General features: G+C 70.6%; 18 protein-coding genes. 15 read left to right on the forward strand and 3 right to left on the reverse strand.

All coding sequences use genetic code 11. The features are described 5' to 3' along the window. On the forward strand, positions 1–339 hold a 339-nt coding region (locus PHN62_RS14785), incomplete at its 5' end, for an isocitrate/isopropylmalate family dehydrogenase (protein ID WP_300151962.1). Positions 340–720: 381 nt separating this feature from the next. Here PHN62_RS14785 and PHN62_RS14790 read toward each other — a convergent pair. Further along, the gene (locus PHN62_RS14790; protein WP_300151964.1) at positions 721–2,517 is read right to left on the reverse strand and encodes a DUF5939 domain-containing protein; all 1,797 of its coding nucleotides are present in this window, start codon (positions 2,515–2,517) and stop codon (positions 721–723) included. Positions 2,518–2,783: 266 nt separating this feature from the next. Between PHN62_RS14790 and PHN62_RS14795 the strand changes: the two genes are divergently transcribed. Further along, entirely contained in the window at positions 2,784–4,664 is a 1,881-nt protein-coding gene (locus PHN62_RS14795) for a SurA N-terminal domain-containing protein (protein WP_300151966.1), read from the forward strand. Positions 4,665–4,782: 118 nt separating this feature from the next. Here the strand turns inward: PHN62_RS14795 and PHN62_RS14800 are convergent, their stop codons facing one another. Then, positions 4,783–4,980, reverse strand: a complete 198-nt coding sequence (locus PHN62_RS14800) for a hypothetical protein (RefSeq protein ID WP_300151968.1) — start codon at positions 4,978–4,980, stop codon at positions 4,783–4,785. A gap of 207 nt (positions 4,981–5,187) precedes the next feature. Between PHN62_RS14800 and PHN62_RS14805 the strand changes: the two genes are divergently transcribed. The 8 genes from PHN62_RS14805 (at position 5,188) to PHN62_RS14840 (ending at position 12,761) form a co-directional block, all read left to right on the forward strand. Beyond that, the gene (locus PHN62_RS14805; RefSeq protein ID WP_300151970.1) at positions 5,188–5,670 is read left to right on the forward strand and encodes a 2Fe-2S iron-sulfur cluster-binding protein; all 483 of its coding nucleotides are present in this window, start codon (positions 5,188–5,190) and stop codon (positions 5,668–5,670) included. Between the two features lie 26 nt (positions 5,671–5,696). After that, positions 5,697–6,527: an FAD binding domain-containing protein gene (locus PHN62_RS14810; protein WP_300151972.1), complete on the forward strand. Its 831-nt coding sequence runs from the start codon at positions 5,697–5,699 to the stop codon at positions 6,525–6,527. A gap of 111 nt (positions 6,528–6,638) precedes the next feature. Then, positions 6,639–7,055: a hypothetical protein gene (locus PHN62_RS14815; protein WP_300151974.1), complete on the forward strand. Its 417-nt coding sequence runs from the start codon at positions 6,639–6,641 to the stop codon at positions 7,053–7,055. A gap of 141 nt (positions 7,056–7,196) precedes the next feature. Beyond that, positions 7,197–7,739 carry a hypothetical protein gene (locus tag PHN62_RS14820; RefSeq protein WP_300151976.1) on the forward strand — a complete coding sequence of 181 codons (543 nt, stop codon included), beginning with the start codon at positions 7,197–7,199 and terminating at the stop codon, positions 7,737–7,739. A gap of 419 nt (positions 7,740–8,158) precedes the next feature. Continuing rightward, positions 8,159–9,499 carry a hypothetical protein gene (locus PHN62_RS14825; protein WP_300151978.1) on the forward strand — a complete coding sequence of 447 codons (1,341 nt, stop codon included), beginning with the start codon at positions 8,159–8,161 and terminating at the stop codon, positions 9,497–9,499. A 183-nt stretch (positions 9,500–9,682) separates the two neighbouring features. Further along, complete coding sequence (locus tag PHN62_RS14830; RefSeq protein WP_300151980.1) at positions 9,683–10,795, forward strand: NUDIX domain-containing protein; 1,113 nt, start codon at positions 9,683–9,685, stop codon at positions 10,793–10,795. A 66-nt stretch (positions 10,796–10,861) separates the two neighbouring features. Continuing rightward, positions 10,862–12,274 carry a nicotinate phosphoribosyltransferase gene (locus PHN62_RS14835; RefSeq protein WP_300151982.1) on the forward strand — a complete coding sequence of 471 codons (1,413 nt, stop codon included), beginning with the start codon at positions 10,862–10,864 and terminating at the stop codon, positions 12,272–12,274. 103 nt (positions 12,275–12,377) lie between these two features. Then, positions 12,378–12,761 (forward strand): VOC family protein, encoded by a 384-nt coding sequence (locus PHN62_RS14840; protein ID WP_300151984.1) that lies wholly within the window; start codon positions 12,378–12,380, stop codon positions 12,759–12,761. A 7-nt stretch (positions 12,762–12,768) separates the two neighbouring features. Here PHN62_RS14840 and PHN62_RS14845 read toward each other — a convergent pair whose 3' ends face one another. Beyond that, on the reverse strand, positions 12,769–14,634 hold the full coding sequence (locus PHN62_RS14845) for a transglycosylase domain-containing protein (protein ID WP_300151986.1): 1,866 nt from the start codon (positions 14,632–14,634) through the stop codon (positions 12,769–12,771). Positions 14,635–14,940: 306 nt separating this feature from the next. Between PHN62_RS14845 and PHN62_RS14850 the strand changes: the two genes are divergently transcribed. The 5 genes from PHN62_RS14850 to PHN62_RS14870 all read left to right on the forward strand — a co-directional run bounded on the left by PHN62_RS14850 (position 14,941) and on the right by PHN62_RS14870 (position 18,492). After that, positions 14,941–15,279 carry a P-II family nitrogen regulator gene (locus PHN62_RS14850; RefSeq protein ID WP_018631971.1) on the forward strand — a complete coding sequence of 113 codons (339 nt, stop codon included), beginning with the start codon at positions 14,941–14,943 and terminating at the stop codon, positions 15,277–15,279. 59 nt (positions 15,280–15,338) lie between these two features. Next, positions 15,339–16,760 (forward strand): ammonium transporter, encoded by a 1,422-nt coding sequence (locus PHN62_RS14855; protein WP_300152046.1) that lies wholly within the window; start codon positions 15,339–15,341, stop codon positions 16,758–16,760. Positions 16,761–16,934: 174 nt separating this feature from the next. Further along, on the forward strand, positions 16,935–17,666 hold the full coding sequence (locus tag PHN62_RS14860; protein WP_300151989.1) for a heme ABC transporter permease: 732 nt from the start codon (positions 16,935–16,937) through the stop codon (positions 17,664–17,666). Beyond that, positions 17,663–17,887: a heme exporter protein CcmD gene (ccmD, locus tag PHN62_RS14865; protein ID WP_300151991.1), complete on the forward strand. Its 225-nt coding sequence runs from the start codon at positions 17,663–17,665 to the stop codon at positions 17,885–17,887. The genes PHN62_RS14860 and ccmD overlap by 4 nt, the downstream gene beginning before the upstream one ends. Continuing rightward, positions 17,884–18,492 (forward strand): DsbE family thiol:disulfide interchange protein, encoded by a 609-nt coding sequence (locus tag PHN62_RS14870; protein ID WP_300151993.1) that lies wholly within the window; start codon positions 17,884–17,886, stop codon positions 18,490–18,492. Before ccmD ends, PHN62_RS14870 begins: the two co-directional genes overlap by 4 nt. Positions 18,493–18,496 lie beyond the last annotated feature (4 nt).

Consider the following 18,496-nt stretch of genomic DNA (forward strand, 5'->3'; position numbering starts at 1 on the left):
CTGATGACCCCCGACGGCAAGATCGTCGAGTCCGAGGCCGCCCACGGCACCGTGACCCGCCATTACCGCGAGCATCAGAAGGGCAAGGAGACCTCGACCAACCCCATCGCCTCGATCTTCGCCTGGACCGGCGGCCTCAAGCACCGCGCCAAGCTCGACGAGAACGCGGCTCTGGCCAACTTCGCCGCCACCCTGGAGAAGGTCTGCGTCGACACCGTCGAGGCGGGCGCCATGACCAAGGATCTGGCGCTGCTCGTCGGGCCCGACCAGAGCTGGCTGACCACCACCGGCTTCCTCGACAAGATCGACGCCAACCTGAACAAGGCCCTCGCGGGCTGAGTCCGGCGAGGCCGCCGCCTGACCGGAAGATCAGGGGATGAAATATTTCGGGCGGCCTTCGGGCCGCCCTCTTTTTTTTCCGCGAAACGCCGCCTAGCTCCATGAGAGCGGCGAGGTCGCCGCGACGGCCCGGGACCGCGCGCCGGGGCTGAAACTCGTCATGGATTTCGAATCATGGCCGACAAGAAAGACTCCGGCAAGAAAGCCGCTCCCGCCGCCAAGACCGCCGCCGCCGCGCCGAAAGACGCCAAGGCCGCTCCGCCCAGGAAAGGCAAGTGAGCGGGCCTGACCGCAAGGCTCCCCCCTCAAGGCTCCACAGATGAATCGGCGGCCCCTCTCCGCAAGGAGGGGGGCCTCATGTTTCGCGGAGGACGCCGGACTTCAGACCGCCCCGAGCCGCCAGAAGGGCTGGATCTCGCGGGCGGGGCCGACGGGGCCTTCGTCGGCCTGAGCCGCCACCGAAGTCAGGCGCGTCTGGGCCGAAGGGTGGGTCAGCAGCTCCGCCGAGACTCCCGCTTCTCCGGGCCGCGCCAGCGCGCAGAGCGCCGCCGCCCTCAGGATGGTCTCGCCCCGGAAGACCACGCCGCCTTCGGGTCCGTCCTCGGCCTGCATGGGGCCCATGTGCAGCCCCACCGCCAGATCCGCCACGTCCGGACGCCGCCCGCTTTCGGGATCGGGCGCCAGATCCAGCAGCCAGATCGCCGCGCCCAGAGCGTCGGCCGGATCGGCGAAGACGAAGAGCGCGCCGTCTTCGGCGGCCTCGGTCAGGGCGCCCTTGCAGAGCCGCGCCAGTTCGGCCAGAGGCTCCACGTCGAGCGCGACCTCCGGGCCGGTGGGCCGCAGCGCCAGAGCCGCCGCCGCCTCGACCCGCGCGGGCGAGGCCCGTCCCAGCTGCATCGCGGGCCAGAAGCGCCGGAAGTCATGGTTCATCAGCAGCGCCGAAGGCCGCAGACGCAGCGCCGCGCCTTCGTCCACGCGTTCGAGGTTCAGCACGATCCTGCGCTGGCTGCGGTTCTCGAAGACCAGCGAGCCGTCGGGGGCTGCGCGTCCGCAGCGGGGGAGGTCGTCGGAGGCCATGCAGATGGGCGTCGGCTGGCCTGAGCCGAGGGCGAAGGGGTCGCCCTTGCGCCCGAGATGGTCGCGCAGCCGGTAGAGCCCCGGCGGAACCATGGCCGGAAACTCCCGGCGCTCTCCCGCCGCGAGGCACTGGCGCACCGCCACATGAGGCGAATCGGAGGGGGATTCGGCCGCGAAACGCCCGATGGCCAGAGGTCGGCCTTCGAGGCGCGGCGTGAACATGGGCTCCACGGTTTCGTCGAGCGCGCCGGGCTCCTCGCAGCCGCAGACGGGGCAGGGGGGCGCGAAGAGCGCCTCCTCCAGCCTGGCGTGACGCCCGGCCCTCACGCCACAGGCGGGGCAGATCCGCCGCCAGGCGAGATCCAGAGCGCCGCCGCGCGCCGCCGCCAGACACCAGGCCAGAGCCTTGGCGTCCTCCGCCCCGAGCGCCCGGGCCAGAGCCGCAGGCCGCAGCGGCAGGATCGCCGATTCCGGCGCGGAAAGCAGGAACAGCGCGAATCCTTCGGCTTCGGCGCGGGGAATCTGGGCGGCGCGCAGCCGGGCGGCCAGCTCCGAGACCTTCGCCTCAGGCGGAGGCTTCGCGCCGCCCTTGAGCAGGAAGGGGGGTCTGGCGGGATCGCGCAGATGGGCTTCGGCGGCTCTGGCCTGCCTGTCGAAGGCGGAGACGGCCTGCTCCAGATAGCCCGCCGAGAGCATGGCCTTGCCGATCACGCCGACGGCCTCGGCCTCGACGGAATAGACCAGCCGCGTCCCGTCCTCGCCGTCGGGCTGGACGTGGAGCGCCGCCTGAGTCCGGGCGAAGGGCCCGGAGTCGTAGAATCTTTCGGCCCGCCACCAGAGCCCCTGGACCCATTCGCAAGGCTTTTCGCGCCAGCGGGCCGCGCCGCGACCTCCGGATCCTGCGCTCTCCATCAGCCGGGCGAGCGAATCGTCGAAGGCGGCCTTGACGGGCCTCATGCGGGGCGCGCCCAGCGCCTCGCCGAGCGCGGCCAGGTCGGAGAACAGCGCCCAGACGCGCGCCGGCGACGCCGGCAGCCGCCATTCGCGCGCGGCGCTGCGGACGACGCCGCCCGAAGGAGCCGGATGGGTTCTGACCGCCAAGATGCGCGCGTCCTCCTGGAGGGGTTGCGGAGAATCCCGATGGGGGATGGGTCTGGTTCAGGGGCGCCACCATACCGGACGCCAGGATGCGCGCAACCCTTCCGGCGCGGATCCTTCTGCGGATGAACTTCCCTCCGGGACGAAATCTCCGGCCCGGGCCTTCGCCCATGCGGCTGCGCCGCTTGCGCGGGTGGGGTCGGGCGCCTATCATCCGCGCCCCAGGAAGACCCCCCTCCGAAGCCCCCCGATCTCCGAAAGACCTCCTGATGCTCGAAGCCCTCCGCAAATCCGCCGGCTCTCTGGTCGGCAAGCTCATCCTCGGCCTTCTGGTGGTCGCCTTCGCGGTCTGGGGGATCACCGACGTGCTGATGGGCAACGCCGGAACCACGGCGGCGCGGGTTTCGGGCAAGGAGATCACCACCCAGCAATACGCCCGCGAATTCTCGGCTCTGGCCCGCAGCCTGCGCCTCACCGCCGAGGACGCCCGCAACATCGGCGTGGACCGCATGGCGCTGGACCGCCTCGCGGCGGGCGTCGCCATGGACGCCCAGGCCGAGTCCTTCGGGCTGGTGGCGGGCGACGCCCAGGTCACGCGCGACATCGCCGCCGACCCGAGCTTCGCGGGCGCGACCGGCGGATTCTCCCAGACGAACTACGTCGCGGTCCTGCGGCGCATCGGCATGCAGCCTCAGGATTACGAGGCGGGCGTGCGCTCGCGCCTGACCCAGGAGATGTTGCTTCAGGCCGCCGCCGGAGGCGCCGCTCCGCCGCGCTCCGCCGTCGAGGCGCTGGAGATCCACGAGAACGAACGCCGCGCCGCGCAATATCTCCTCTTCTCCTACGCCGAGGCCCCCGAGCCCGAAGCGCCCTCCGAGGAGACGCTGAAGGCCTTCCACGAAGCCGAGGCGTCGCTCTTCACCACGCCGGAGCTGCGCGCGGGCGACTGGGTGCAGCTCTCCGCCGCGACTCTGGCCAAACCCGGCGATCTGACCGAAGCCGAGATCCGCGCCGCCTACGACGCCGCGATCGCGCGGTTCAGCACGCCGGAATCGCGCCGCGTCGAGCAGGTGCTCTTCGAGGACGAGGCCTCGGCGCGGGCCGCCGCCCTGCGCGTGAAGGAAGGCGAGACGCTGATGCAGGTCGCCGCTTCTCTGGGGCGCTCGCCCGGCGAGGTCCAGCTCGGCTGGACCACCCGCGACCGTCTGCCCGCCGATCTGGGCGCCGCCGTCTTCGGCCTCGAGGGCCCCGGCCTGGCCGAGCCCTATGCGGGCGGCTTCGGCTGGACTCTGGCGGGCGCGACCGAAGTCCGCCCGGCCAGCGTCACGCCCTTCGAGGAGGTCCGCGAGCGGCTGGCCGCCGAGATCGCCGCCGACCGCGCCCGGGCGCGTCTGCCCCAGGCGATCCTCGACATGGAGGATTACATCGCGGGCGGCTCCACCCTGGCCGAGGTGGCCGGACGCCTCGGACTGGAGGACCACCGGATCTCCGAAACCGACGCCGGGGGCTTCGACGCCCGCGGCCTCTCCGCCGAGAACCTGCCGCCGAACTTCCCCGGCTTCCTGGAGGCGCTCTTCGCGGCGCGGCCCGGCGCGGCGCCGACCCGTCTCGACGGCCCCGGCGGCGACGCCTCGGTCTACTTCCTCCAGGCCTCGGCCTCGACGCCCGCGGCGCTGAAGCCCTTCGAGAGCGTGCGCGAGGAGGTTCTCCGCGCCTGGACCGACCGTCAGAAGCGCGACGCCGTGGCGGCGCGCGCGAAGTCCGCCGTCGAGCGGATCGCCGGAGGGGAAAGCCTGCTGGAGGTCTCGGCGGATCTGGGGACGACCGTCCAGGAGGCGCCGCTCTTCGGACGCCGCGAAACGCCGCTGGATCTGGGCGCCGAGGCCGTCTCGCGGCTGTTCCTCGCGGCCGAGGGCGCGCCCGTCGAGGCCGCCGCCCGCGACGACGCCGGACGTCTGGCGGCCGTGGTCGTCGAGATCAGGGATCCCTCCGCCGAGGAGGTCGCGGCCAACGTCGAGACCCGTCTGACCCAGTATGCGGAGCAGCTTCGGCGCGATCTCGAACAGGCCCTGATCGCCGAGACCCTGCGTCAGGGCGATCTGCGCGTCTATCCGGAGGCCATGGCCGCGGTTTCGCAATCGCTCTATTGAGGGGCTCGGGAAGGGATGCGGGCGGGAGGCCGGAGCCTTCCGCCCGTCGTGCCGTCCGGCGGCCTCCCGTCAGGAGGCCCGTTTCTCCCGGGGCGCGCCGGGGCTCGGCGGGAGCGGCTCAGGGCTGGTCGGCGGCGCGGCGACGCTCTTCGGCGCCCTCGGCGGGGAGCGGCGCGGCGTTGGGCTCCGGCCGGGCGACGGCCCGCGCCAGAGTCTCGGGCGGCGGAGCCATGTCCAGCCCGAAGTCGGCCTCTTCCGGCGCCTTTTCGGCGACGGGGGTCAGATCGCTCAGCCACTGCATCAGTTTTTCGCGCATTTCCATCCCCCAGTTGTTCTGGTTTGGATCATCCTACCCTAAAGAAGCGGGCTTGAGAATAACGCCTGTGTGTTTCCCTGAAGGCCGAAGTCTTGTAGGCTTCCGGCGACGCGGGCGTGACGCCGGTCCTCATTCCTCTTCGCCCGGGATCTTCGCCGGAGAATCCTTGCAGAAACGGCGCCAAGCCCCCTCCTTCCGGAGCCCCGCATGTCCGTCTCCTCCACTTCCGTCCGCATGACCGTGAACGGCCGTCCCGTCGAGGCCGAGGCGCAGGCCCTGACCACGCTGGCCGAATATCTCGCCGTGGTCCTGGAGGCCGAGACGCCCGAACGGCGCCGCGCCGAAGGCCTGGAAGGGCCGGCGGTGGTCATGATGAACGGCGAATCGGTGAAGGCGGGGCGGGTTCTGGCGGTTTCGGCGGCTTCGGCCCAGATCCGCAGCTTCGGCGGCCTGGCGCGTCATGACGGCGTGCTGACGCCGCTTCAGCGGGCTTTCGTCGAGGCGGGGGCGATGCTCTGCCCCGACTGCGCCCCGAGCCTCGTCATGAGCGCGCTGGATCTGCTCAACCGCAACCCCATCCCCTCCGGGGAGGAGGTCCGGGACTGGCTGGAGGATTCGCTCTGCCCGGTCTCCGACGCCGACCGCGCGGTGTCGGCCGTTCTGGCCGCCGCCGCCGCGACGCGCTCCTGAGTCTCCGTCCTGAAGGAAGTCGAAGCATGGCCGCTCCGGATCATCTGCGCCCCTCCACGCTGCCCGAGGCTCTGGAGGCCCTGAAGCGCCCCGGCGCGCGGGCTCTGGCGGGAGGTCAGGCGCTGCTGCCCCTGCTGCTCGACGGGAGCGAGCAGGCGCGCAGCCTGGTGGAGATCGGGCATCTGGCCGAACTGCGCGGCCTCGACCGCGACGAGGAGGCCTTCTTCGTGGGCGCGGGCACGCGGCCCGTGGACGTCGCGGACACGCCCGTCGTCTGGACGCTGCTGCCCGCCTTCGCCGAGATGGCGGGCGCCATGGGCGATCCGCAGTTCCGCAACCGCGCGACGCTGGGCGGCGCGCTCGCCGAGAATCACCCTTCCTCCTGCTGGCTGGCGGCGGCTCTGGCGCTGGAGGCCCGGATCCAGACCGACCGGCGCGAATTCCTCGCGGAGGAATGGACGCTCGGCGCCTTCGAGACGCCTCTGGAGCCGGGCGAGGCTCTGGTGGGGCTGCGTCTGCGGATTCCGCGTCGGGCGGGCTGGGCGCGGATCCGCGCGGGTTCGGGCTCGGGTTCGCCCTTTCCTCTGGCGAGCGTCTTCGCCGTCGAGACCCGCGAGGGCGCGGCGCGTCTGGGCGTGGCGGGCGGGCGCGACGGCGCCTTCCGCTGGCGGGCGGGCGAGGCGGCGCTGGAGGAATCGGGCTTCGCGCCGGACTCCCTGGCGGGGCTCGCGCCCCGCTCCGACGGGATGTCCGCCGACGAGCGGGCCGACGCGGCGCATCGGGCGCTGCTGGCGGGGCGGGCGGCGGCTCTGGCCGTGGCGCGGGCTCTGGAGATCCGGTCGGCGCCGGGGCTCTGAGGTCCGGAATCCTTCCGCCTGGCGGTTGATCCCGCCCCGGGCCTTACCTTCTCGCAAGAAGTGGCGGCTATCCTCGCGGCAGGACCTGAAAGGTCGGCGGGAGGATGGACGATGAAGCGTATGGTGATGGAGGCCCTCGCGGCCTATGCGCTCTGCGTGGTTCTGGAGTCTCTGGTTCTGGGCGGCGCGGGCGCGCAGGTCTGGGGCGGGGTGCTGGGAATGAACGTCTTTGCGGCGTCCTTTCTGGCGGGCTGGGCGCATCTGCGGCGGCTCGGCGAGGGGGCGGCGCGGCCCGAGGGCGGCTTCTGGTGGAGCGCCTCGCTGGGGATCGGCCTGGGGCTGGCTCTGGGCGCGGTGGGCGCGGCGAACGCCTTCCGCGCGGTGGCGGCGATGCTGCCCGGCGGCGATTCGAATCTTCTTCTGGCGTGGATCTTCGTCTTCGGGACGCTCTGCGCGCGCATGAGCTTCCGGACGCTGGCGGCCTGGCGCGACCTGCCGCCGCTGGAGAAGGGCGAGCCCGCCGCCTGAACCGGAGTTCGCCTGAGGCGCACATTTCCGGGGCGAGGCTGGATCAAGGCGGAAACGGGGCGCGGATCATCATAATATGGTCCGAATCCTGCGTCAGATTGCCTGTCATGACGGCGCCGGAGGCGCCCTGGAGGACCTGACATGAACAATCCCTTCTCCCGACCGGTTCTGCGTGGCGGCGTTCTGGCTCTTGCGGCTCTGAGCATGGCGGCGGTCTCCGTCGATCAGGCCGAGGCGCGCGGCCGCAACGACAACGCCGGCGCGGCCATCGCTGCGGGCGTGGTGGGTCTTGCGGTCGGCGCGATGATCGGCTCGGCTTCGGCCAGTTCGCCGACCTATTACGCCGCTCCGCCCGCGACCCCCTATTACCCGACCTACTCGGCCCCGACCTACGTCGCGCCGACCTATGCGGCCCCGACCTACTACCCGGCCCCGACCTACTACGCGGCCCCGACCTACGTGCAGCCGGCTCCGGTCTATGTGCAGCCCGCTCCGGTCTATGTGGCGCCGCCGGTCTACCGGGCGCCCACGACCTCGATCAACATCGGCGTGGGCGGCGGCTGGTCGAGCGGCCCGCGCTGGTCTCCGCCGCGCGGCCATGGCGGCTGGGGCGGCGGCGGACGCTGGGACGACCGCGGCCATCGCGGCGGCGGACGCTGGGACGGCAAGGGCGGATGGCGCTGAGCCTCCGCAGTCCGCGGCGATCTCCTTCATGACTTCAGACGGCCCCGCGAGGGGCCGTTTTCCGTTCTCCGCGCTCCGGATCCGCAGCGTCCGGAGGGCCCGCGCCAGATTCCACGCCAGATTCCACGTCCGCTTGCGGGGGCTGGGAGAGCGGGGCGATTCGGGCGTCGGCTTTCCTCGGGCGTCCTTGCGCGGGGTCGGCGCGCGTCCCGGGCGAAGAGATTCCGGCTCTGGAATGAACCATTTCCGGATCTGCGTATTCCGGCTGCAACGTTTTCCCGGATCTTCTCTGTTTACGGCGTATCGGGGGTGATCTTCAAGATTATATCTTGGAGATTGTATTAATTTGAACCATAGTGCGAGGACATATCTAAACAGGAAGAGCCTTCTGGCTCCCGGATCGTTTCAGAGAGGCCCCCATGCCCGCATTCCGCAAACTCGCCGCGTCCGCCGCCATCGCGGCTCTGCTCGCGGCTACGGCGCAGATTCCCGCCGCCCACGCCGACGGCAAACGCTGGGGCGGCGGCCACGGCGGAGGCTGGAGCGGCTACGGCGGCCCGTCGCGTCCCTCGGTCCATTACGGCAATTCGCGCGGCGGCGGCGTGCTTCTGGGCGCGGTCGCGGGTCTGGCGGCGGGCGCGATGCTCGGCGCGGCCAGCAGCGCCTCGGCCGGAACCACCGTGATCCAGAACAACGGCTACGGCTACGGCGGCGGCTATTACGGCGGCGGCCAGGTGATCGGCGGCTACGGCGGCGGCTATTACGGCGGGGGTCAGGTGATCCAGTCCGCGCCGGTCGTCTCCGGCTGGACGACGGTCGTGCAGCCCGCGGTGCGCACCACCACCGCGACGCGCGTCTACTACCCGCAGGCCCAGACGACCTATGCGCAGGTTCCGCGCACCGTGGTCGACCGCCAGGCCGTGACCACCATGGAGACCGTGCCCCAGACGACCTACGTGCAGGTTCCGCGCACCGTCACCGAGACCGTGCCCCAGACGACCTACGTGCAGGTTCCGCGCACCGTCACCGAGACCGTGCCGCGCACCACCTACGTGCAGCAGGAGAAGACCGTCTACGAGGAGCAGTCGCGCACCGTCACCGAGACCGTGCCCAAGACCGTCATGCAGAACGTGGACCGCGTGGTCACCGAGACCGTGCCGCGCACCACCTATCAGCAGGTCGAGGAGACCGTCTACGACACCGTTCCCGTGGTGGTCTACAAGCAGGTTCCGCGCACCGTGACCAAGACCGTGCCCCAGACCACCTATGAGGAGGTCCAGCGCACCGTCACCGAGGCCGTGCCCCAGACCGTCTACGAGAACGTGCAGCGCGTGGTCACCGAGACCGTGCCCCGCACCGTCACCGAGACCATCCCCCAGACCACCTACGAGCAGGTCGCCCGCACCGTCACCGAGACCGTGCCCCAGACCACCTATCAGCAGGTCGCCCGCACCGTCACCGAGACCGTGCCCCAGACCACCTACGCGCAGGTTCCGCGCACGAGCTATCAGGACGTGGCGCGCACCGTGATCGACACCGTGCCCCAGACCTCCTACGGCTACGTCGCCGGCCCGACCACCTATTCCCAGAGCATCGCCCCCATCGGCGGCGCGGTCTGGGGCGGCGGCTTCGGCGGCTGCGGCGGCGGCGGAATCGTCGTGGGCTCGCCCTGCGGCGGCGGTCTGGGCGGCGGCGGCTTCATCGGGGGCGGCGGTTTCGGCGGCGGCGGCTTCATCGGCAAGCCCTGCGGCGTCTGCTGATCCGGCCTTCCGGAGATTTCGACGAGGTCCAGGCGAAGGCGCGCTCCCGGAGACGGGGGCGCGCCGTTTTCGTGCGGCTTCGGCGGAGGCGTCGTTTTTTCTTGATAAGCTTTTGCGAATCGGGCCTGATCCTCCTGTCGCGGGGAGGCCCCGCGGCGTTCGTCGACCGCGGAGGACGCGATCATGCGCGAGAAGCGCCACAAGCTGGCTGTCGTCGTCGGACGATTCCAGCCCTTTCACGCAGGTCACCTCGACCTGCTGCGCCAGGCCGCCCGGGAGGCGGATCATCTGCTGATTCTGGTCGGCGGAGCCTGGCGGCCCCGCAGCTGGCGGAATCCCTTCACCCACGAAGAGCGCCGGAGCTTCATCCTCGCCCATCTGGCGGCGGCGGATCTCGGAGTCGAGGCGGCGATCCTGCCCCTGCTCGACACGCTCTACAGCGACCGCGCCTGGACGGCCAATCTGCGTCTGGCGGTGCGGCGACGGATCCAGGCCCTCGGGCTGGAGCCCGAAGCGGTCGAGATCCGGCTCTTCGGGCATGAGAAGGACTCGAGTTCGCGTTATCTGCGCTGGTTCCCCGAATGGAGCTGGCGCGACGTGCCGCCTCATCTGCATCGGGGCGAGGTGGTCAGCGCCACCGATCTGCGCGAGGCGGCCTTCCTCGGGAGCCTGACCGGCGCCGAGGCCGAGCGGTTCGGCCCCCTGAGCCTCGCCCTTCTGGAGGACTGGATGGCGCGTCATCCGGCGGAGGCCGGGCGTCTGCGGGCCGAAGGCGCCTATATCCGCGGCTATCGCGCCAAGATCAAGGCCGCCGAAGCGGCCTTCGGCTGGCCGATCACGATCAACGCCGTGGATGCGGTGGTGATCCAGTCGGGTCATGTGCTGCTGGTGCGGCGGGGCGTGGCGCCGGGCGAGGGGCTATGGGCTCTGCCGGGGGGGCATCTCGCCCCCGGAGAGACGGCGCTCGACGCCTGTCTGCGCGAGCTTTACGAGGAATGCCGTCTCGACGCGCCGCGCGGCGCGGTGGCGGCGCGTCTGAAGGGGCGGCGGGTCTTCGACCATCCCGAGCGCTCCGAAAGGGGCTGGGTCCGCACCGAGGCCTTCTTCTTCGAGCTCGAGGACCGCCCGAAGCTGGAGAAGATCAAGGCGGGCGACGACGCGGCGGAAGCCTTCTGGACGCCCCTCGCCGAGGTCACGCCCGAACGCATGTTCGAGGATCATTTCGACATCCTTCAGGCCTTCACGCCGGAAGCGCCTCTGGCCTACGGGCCCTTGCTGATGGCCCATGGCGCCTGAAGCCTGAAGGTCTGGCTCCCACGGCCTCCGGGAGGACCGGAGGCCCGCAGTCCCGAGGAGGACTCGATGACTCCGAATTTCTTCCCGCCGCTGGATGCGGCCAATCCCATCCTCGACAGCGACAGCTACAAATATTCCCATCCGCGCCAATATCCCGAGGACGCCGACCTCGCGAGCGCCTATGTCGAGCCCCGCAAGGCCTGGGAGGGGATCGAGGAGATCGTCTTTTTCGGCCTCCAGGCCGAGCTTCTGAAGCTTCAGGGCCCGGTGGTGACGGCGGCCCATCTGGCGGAGGCCGAGCCTTTCCTGAGGGCCCATGGCCTTGATCTCCACGTCCAGGGCTGGCGGCGCATCGTCGAGACCCATGGCGGACGCCTGCCCATCCGCATCGAGGCTCTGCCGGAGGGGACCATCTCGGGTCCGGGCGCGCCTCAGATGCGGGTGGAGAACACCGATCCGGCCTGTCCCTGGCTCCCGGCCTTCCTGGAGACGCGGCTTCTGCGGAGCGTCTGGTATCCCTCGACGGTGGCGAGCCTCTCGCGCCATGTGGTCGGCGAGATCCGCAAGCGCATGCTCCTCACCGACGGAACCGACGAAGGCGTGGAGTTCAAGCTCCATGACTTCGGGGCGCGGGGCGCGAGCAGCCATGAATCGGCGGCGCTCGGCGGGGCGGCGCATCTGATCAGCGCGCGGGGCACCGACACCGTTTCCGGGCTGATCCTCGCGCGCAACGTCTACGGCGCGGAGATGGCGGGCTTCTCGATCCCGGCCACCGAGCATTCCACCGTGACCAGCTTCGGGCGCGAGGGCGAGCTCGCCTTCATGGACCGGCTTCTGGACCTCTTCCCGACGGGAATCCTCGCCTGCGTTTCGGACAGCTACGACCTGATGCGGGCGGTGCGGGAATATTGGGGCGAGGCCCTGCGCGAGAAGATCCTCGCCCGCGACGGGGTTCTGGTGGTGCGTCCCGACAGCGGCGACCCTCTGCAGATCGTGCCCGAGGTGATCGAGGCGCTGATGGAGAAATTCGGCTTCTCGGAGACTCCGACCGGCTACCGGCTGCTGAATCCCAAGGTGCGCGTCATCCAGGGCGACGGGGTCAACCGCTTCTCCATCGTCGAGATCATGGAGGAGATGATGCGGCGGCGTCTGGCCATCGGCAACATCGCCTTCGGCATGGGCGGGGGTCTGCTCCAGAGCGTCAACCGGGACAACTTTTCGTATTCGATGAAGCTTTCGGCGATCCGTCGGGGCGGCGTCTGGCGGGACGTCTTCAAGGATCCGGTCACCGCCAGCGGCGGGAGCAAGACCTCGAAGCGCGGGCGTCAGGGCGCGGTCCGGGAGGAGGGGCGTCTCGTCGCGCGCCGCAAGGAGGAGATCGCCAAGGGCCGCGACGCCCTCGAACCGGTCTTCGAGAACGGCGAGATCCTCCGCCGCTGGAGCTTCGGGGAGATCCGCGCGCGGGCGAAGGGCGGCTGAGGCTCGCAAGAGAGATATTCGCGGAATATTCTGCGAATAATCTTGATATGTTCTGTGATTCCCTTGAGACAGGGCGCTCCAGAGTCCAACCCGGAGCGCCCTGATGAATTTCTACGTCACCCTTGGAGACCGCGATCCCGAGGCCTCCGCCGCCTTTTACGACGCCGTCCTGGCGGTTCTCGGCTGGTCGAAGCTGACGGAGTTCCCCGGCTGGCGCGCCTATTCCGAAGGCGGCCTCCCCGGGGGCTTCACCTTCTGGATCGTCAGGCCCTTCGACGGCGAACCCGCTTCGGTCGGCAACGGGACGATGGTCGGCTTTCCGGCGAAGACCCGCGCCCAGGTGGACGCCTTCCATGCGGCGGCTCTGGCCCATGGCGGATCGGAGGAGGGCGCGCCCGGCCTCCGGCCCCATTACGGGCCGGACTGGTATGCGGCCTATCTGCGCGATCCCTCCGGGAACAAGCTCGCGGTGGTCTGCGCCCCCTGAGTCCGGCTTACTTCTGATCGGCGCCGTAGTTCGGCCATTGCGTCGAGGGGCGCCAGTCGGGAGCGGCGGCGGCGTAGCGCGAATCCTGCGTCCGCAGGCCCGGCGCGGGACGCGGCGGAATCGGCAGGGCGGCGTAGGCCTCGGTCATGATCTCGCGCCAGAGGTCGGCGGCCAGCGTCGCGGCGGCGCCGGAGGCGGGAGTCCCGTCGTCGCGGCCGATCCAGAGCACGCAGATGAAATCCGCCGTGGCGCCCATGAACCACACGTCGTCGCCGGTCTCGGCGCCCATGGCCAGAGCCTCGCGGCCCGGAGGAAGGGCGCGGCGGGCGAGGGCGTCGGCCTGGCTGCGCGCCGCCAGAGCCTGGATGGTCAGGCGCGTCGCCTGATCGGGCGCGGCGCGGATGCGCGTCCCGAGGACCGGAGGCGCGCGGCGGAAGATCGTGCGGCGCGGCGCCTGGGGCGTCTCGCCGGGGCCGAGCGCCTCCACCACGCCGAAGGGCGTGACGGCGAAGCCCTCGTCGGCCAGCGTGGCCAGAGCCCCCGCCACCTGAAGCACCGTGGCCCGCACGCCCATGGCGGTCTTGCCGTGGGCGGGGGGCTCGACGTCGAAGCCGAAGGCGCGCGTGACCTTGCGCAATTCGGCGTAAGGCAGCGTGAGGGCGGCCTTGTTCACCTCGGCGGGCCGGGCGCCCGGCCGCAGCAGAGCCGCCACCGTGGCCGCGCCGCCGCCGTCCTTGGCGATGGAGGCCGTGGCCGCGAAGGGCGCGAAGAGCAGGCCGATGGGGCGTTTCAGGGTGGTGGCGCGGTTCCGGACGCCGGAATCCCCGACCCTCCTGCCTCCGGCCATGGCGCGCACGGCGCCGTCGCGCGAGAGCAGCACGGCGGCGGCCTCGGCGCGCGGATCCAGTCCGGGGACGGCCTCCATCACGGTCTCGAAGGCCTGGTCCATGGCGTGCTGAAGCCGCAGGTCCAGCGTGGTGCGCAGATCGGCGTCGACGCCCGGAGCCCGCGCCTCGGCGGGCGCCTGGTCCAGCGCCCAGGAGATGAAGACCGGATCCGGGCCGGGCGGCGCCGCGACCGAAAGACGGGCCGGAAAGGCCCGGGCCGTCGAGATCTCCTGAGAGCTCGCCAGCCCGGCTTCGGCGAGCAGGTCGAGCGCCCGCGCGGTGCGCCGCCGGACGGCCTCGGGATCGGCGAAGGGATCGGCGCCGGCCGGAGCCTCCAGAGCCCCCGCCAGAGCCGCCGCCTGGGCGAGGTCGAGCCGGGCGGCCGGGCGATTGAACCAGCGGCGTCCTGCGGCGTCGAATCCCCGGATTCCCTCGGCGAAGAGCGCGCGGTTGAGCATGAGCCTCTGACGCTCCGCGGCGTCGTAGCGCCATTGGGCGGCCAGGCTCCGGATCAGCCTTTGCGGCTGGGAGTCGTCCTCCCGGGCGGCCTGGGGCTGGGCGGCGCGGACGGCGCCGAGGCCCTGCGCCAGAGCCCGCGAGACTCCGGATTCCACCGAGCCCGCCCAGAGCCTCGGCTCGACGGCGGCCAGCACCCGCGCCAGATCGGGCGAGGCCTCCTGCAGCCCGAGGACCCGGGTTTCGGGGGCGTCGATCCAGACGTATTCCTTGCCGCGCGCGTCCTGGAGCCTGAGCCCCTGCGGAGGCGGCGCGGCCAGCGCCCGCGCGGCCGAAGGCAGATCGGCCCGATAGGCGGCGACGATCCCGACTCCGACGGCGCCGCAGATCAGCCCGAGCCCGAGGAGGCCGCGTCCGAAGGCGGCGGCGAAGGACAGCCGCCCTCCGGAACGGCGCGCCGGATCCCGCGCAGGCGCCGGACGCCCCTCGAGAGGCGGGTGGGACGGAGCATCGGCGGGGGTGCGGGGCATCTCGACAAGTCTCCTGAGCCGGCGGAGAGGCGCAGATTGGGCGGAACGCGGTCAAGGAATGGTTAACGCGGCGCGAGGCTTCGGGGGTGATCGGGGCGCGGCGGGGATTTGTCAAGGTGATCGTTTTTTGATCTTAACCTGAAATGAAGCCTGTTTTTTAGGCTAATCATGATCGGGAACCTGAAGACCCCTGCGGAGCATGTCGGAAATAATTCATCACAAACAGCATGTTGAATGATGAAGCCCGAAATGGCGCCGAATTTGTATTGCTCTGCAATATCCACCGCAGAGAAGGGCGCCGAAGCCATGAAATTCATCATCGCCATCATCAAACCCTTCAAGCTGGAGGAGACGCGCGAGGCGCTGACCGCCATCGGCGTCACGGGCATGTTCGTGAGCGAAGGCAAGGGCTTCGGCCGCCAGAGCGGACATACCGAAATCTACCGCGGCGCCGAATACGCCGTGACCTTCGTGCCCAAGCTGCGGCTGGAGCTGATGGTGGCGGACGACCTCGCCGACCGCGCCGTGGAGGCCATCCGCGGCGCCGCCCAGACCGGCCGCATCGGCGACGGCAAGATCTTCGTCCTCGACGCCCTTCAGGCCACGCGCATCCGCACCGGCGAAACCGGAGAGGACGCGCTGTGAACCTGCCCTCCGCCCATCAGACTCCGCCCTCGCCGACCAGCAAGAAGGAAGGCTTCTCCATGATCCATCGTTCTCCCTCCCGCTGGCGGCCGTCCGGCCTTGCGGCCGCGGCCGCCGCTTCAGCCGCCGGGCTGCTCCCCGGACTGGCGCGCGCGCAGGAGCTGTCTCAGGAGGTCTCCGCCGAGATCGCCGCCGCCGTGGCCGCGGCTCTGGCCGCCGCCCAGCCCGCCGCCGAGGCCGCGGCGGAAGCCGCGCCCGTCTCCGGGATCGACAGCGGCGACACGGCCTTCATGGCGATCTCCACGCTGCTCGTGCTGATGATGTCCATTCCGGGCCTGGCGCTGTTCTACGGCGGCATGGTGCGCAGCAAGAACATGCTCTCGGTGCTGACGCAGGTTCTGGCCACGGTCTGCATCGCCTGCGTGGTCTGGGTCTTCTGGGGCTACAGCATGGCCTTCACCGACGGCGGCGGTCTGAACGACTACGTCGGCGGCTTCGACAAGCTCTTCCTGCGCGGGGTGGACCTCGCGTCGGAGACCGGGACCATGCCGGAATACATGTTCGTCGCCTTCCAGATGACCTTCGCGGCGATCACGCCGGCTCTGGCTCTGGGCTCCTTCGCGGAGCGCATGAAGTTCAAGGCCATCGTGCTCTTCGTGCCGATCTGGCTGACGCTGGTCTATTTCCCGATGGCCCACATGGTCTGGGGCGGGGGCCTCCTCGCGCAGTGGGGCGCTCTGGACTTCGCGGGCGGCACCGTGGTGCACATCAACGCGGGCGTGGCCGGTCTGATCGGCGCGCTGATGGTCGGCCCCCGGCTCGGCTTCGGCAAGGAGCATCTCGCGCCGCACAGCCTCACCATGACCATGATCGGCGCCTCGCTGCTCTGGGTGGGCTGGTTCGGCTTCAACGCGGGTTCGGCGGCTGCGGCCAACGGCGTCGCGGCTCTGGCGACGGTCAACACCCTCGTCGCGACGGCGGCGGCGGGCCTCGCCTGGCTCTTCGTGGAATGGACCGTCAAGGGCCATCCCTCGCTTCTGGGCCTGGTTTCGGGCGTGATCGGCGGTCTTGTGGCGATCACTCCGGCGGCGGCCTTCGTCGGGCCGATGGGCGCGGTGGCGCTCGGCCTGATCGCGGGTCCGGTCTGCTTCGTCTTCTGCACCACGGTGAAGAACAGGCTGAAGTACGACGACTCGCTGGACGTCTTCGGCGTGCATTTCATCGGCGGCGTGATCGGCGCGGTCCTGACGGGCGTGTTCATGGCGCCGGGGCTCGGCGGCCAGGGCGACGAGAGCTTCAGCATGGGCTCCCAGCTCTACGCGCAGATCGAGGGCGTGGTCTTCACGATCCTCTGGTCGGGCGTGCTGTCCTTCCTGATCTTCAAGCTGATCGACCTCGTGATCGGCCTGCGGGTCGATGCGGACAAGGAACGCGAGGGCCTCGATCTCACGGAGCATGGCGAACGCGCCTGGAATCTCTGAGTTCCTCCACCAGTCGGTCTCCGCAGACCGAAACTCGGCGGCCTCCGCAAGGGGGCCGCTCTTTTTTCATGCGGGGCTTGCGGAGGCTCGCCGGCGATCACGAGACTTAAAGACGACGCGCCGCGACGGCCCGTCCGCTTGCGTCCGGAGGGGGAGGGCGGCTAAATCGGGCTCATGTGGCGAGCTCTGGCGAATCCGAATCGGTTCATGCGCGTCTCGGGGCTGATCCTGCCCTGGGCGTTCCTTCTGGCGACGGCGCTGTTCGCCGTGGGCCTCTACTGGGCGCTCTGGGTCGCGCCGCCCGACTTCAGGCAGGGCGACGGGGCGCGGATCATGTTCGTCCATGTTCCGGCGGCGGCGCTCTCCATCGGGGTCTACGCCGTGATGGCGGCCGCGAGCGTGACGGCGCTGATCTGGCGGCATCCGGTTTCGGATCTGACGGCCAAGTCCTGCGCTCCGGTGGGGGCGGCCTTCACGCTGATCGCGCTGATCACGGGCTCTATCTGGGGCAAGCCCATGTGGGGCGCCTGGTGGGTCTGGGACGCGCGGCTGACCGCCGAACTGATCCTGCTGTTCTTCTATCTCGGCTACATGGCGCTCTGGAACGCCGTCGAGGACCAGACGACGGCGGCCCGGGCGGCGGCGATCCTCTGTTGCGTGGGGTCGGTTTCGGCGCTGCTCTCGAAATATTCGGTGAATTTCTGGAACACGCTGCATCAGCCCGCGAGCCTCTCCGTCGACAAGGCCGAGCATGTCCATGACGCCTTCTATCTGCCGCTGCTCGTCATGATGGGGGCCTTCTACGCCTATTTCATGGCCTTCCTGCTGCTGGGGGTGCGCAAGGAGATCCGGGCGCGCCGGATCCGCAATCTGCGGGGGGCTCTGGCCCGGGAGGCGGGCGCATGAGCCTTCTGCCCGTCTACGACAAATACGCGCCCTACGTCTGGAGCGCCTACGGCCTGACGGCCCTGATCCTGATCGGGCTGGCGCTGTGGCTGGCGCTGGAGGCCCGCCGCGCCGCCCGGACCCTCGCCGAGCTGGAGGCGAAGCAGGCCCGCAAGACCTCTCCCGCCTCCGCGGCGCCGGGGCCCTCCGCTTCGGCGGCCAGATTGCGCGAGGCGCCATGAGCGAAACCCCCGAGGCCTCTCCCTCCCCTCCGCAGACGCCGACGCCTCCGACGGGGCGCGCGCGGCGGCTCTGGCTGAGGTTCCTGCCTCTGGCGGCCTTCGCCTGTCTGGCGGCGGCCTTCTTCATGGCGCTGATGCGTCCGGCCACCGACGCCTTGCCTTCGCGGCTGATCGGCGTCCCGGCGCCGGCCTTCGCCCTGCCCAGCCTTAAGGAGGGAGGGGGCGAGATCACGCTGGAGAGCTTCAAGGGCGAGGGCCCGGCTCTGGTGAATTTCTTCGCCTCCTGGTGTCCGCCCTGCCATGCGGAGCATCCGGAGCTGATGAGGCTGGCGGCTTCGGGCGAGGCGCGGGTCTATGGCGTCTCCTACAAGGACGCTCCGGCCGACACGCTGAATTTCCTGGAGAAGCTCGGCGATCCCTTCCGCGAGGTGGCGGTGGATCAGCGCGGGCGCACGGCCATCGACTGGGGGGTCTCGGGAGCGCCCGAGAGCTTCGTCCTCAGCCCGGAGGGCGTGGTGGCCTACAGGCATTTCGGGCCGATCAATCCCGGCGATCTGGACCGGCTGATCCTGCCCGCGCTGCGCAAGGCCGCGCAAGGGCGCTAGGGCG

Origin of the sequence: Neomegalonema sp., assembly GCF_028688855.1 — a bacterium.
Lineage (GTDB): Bacteria > Pseudomonadota > Alphaproteobacteria > Rhodobacterales > Rhodobacteraceae > Neomegalonema.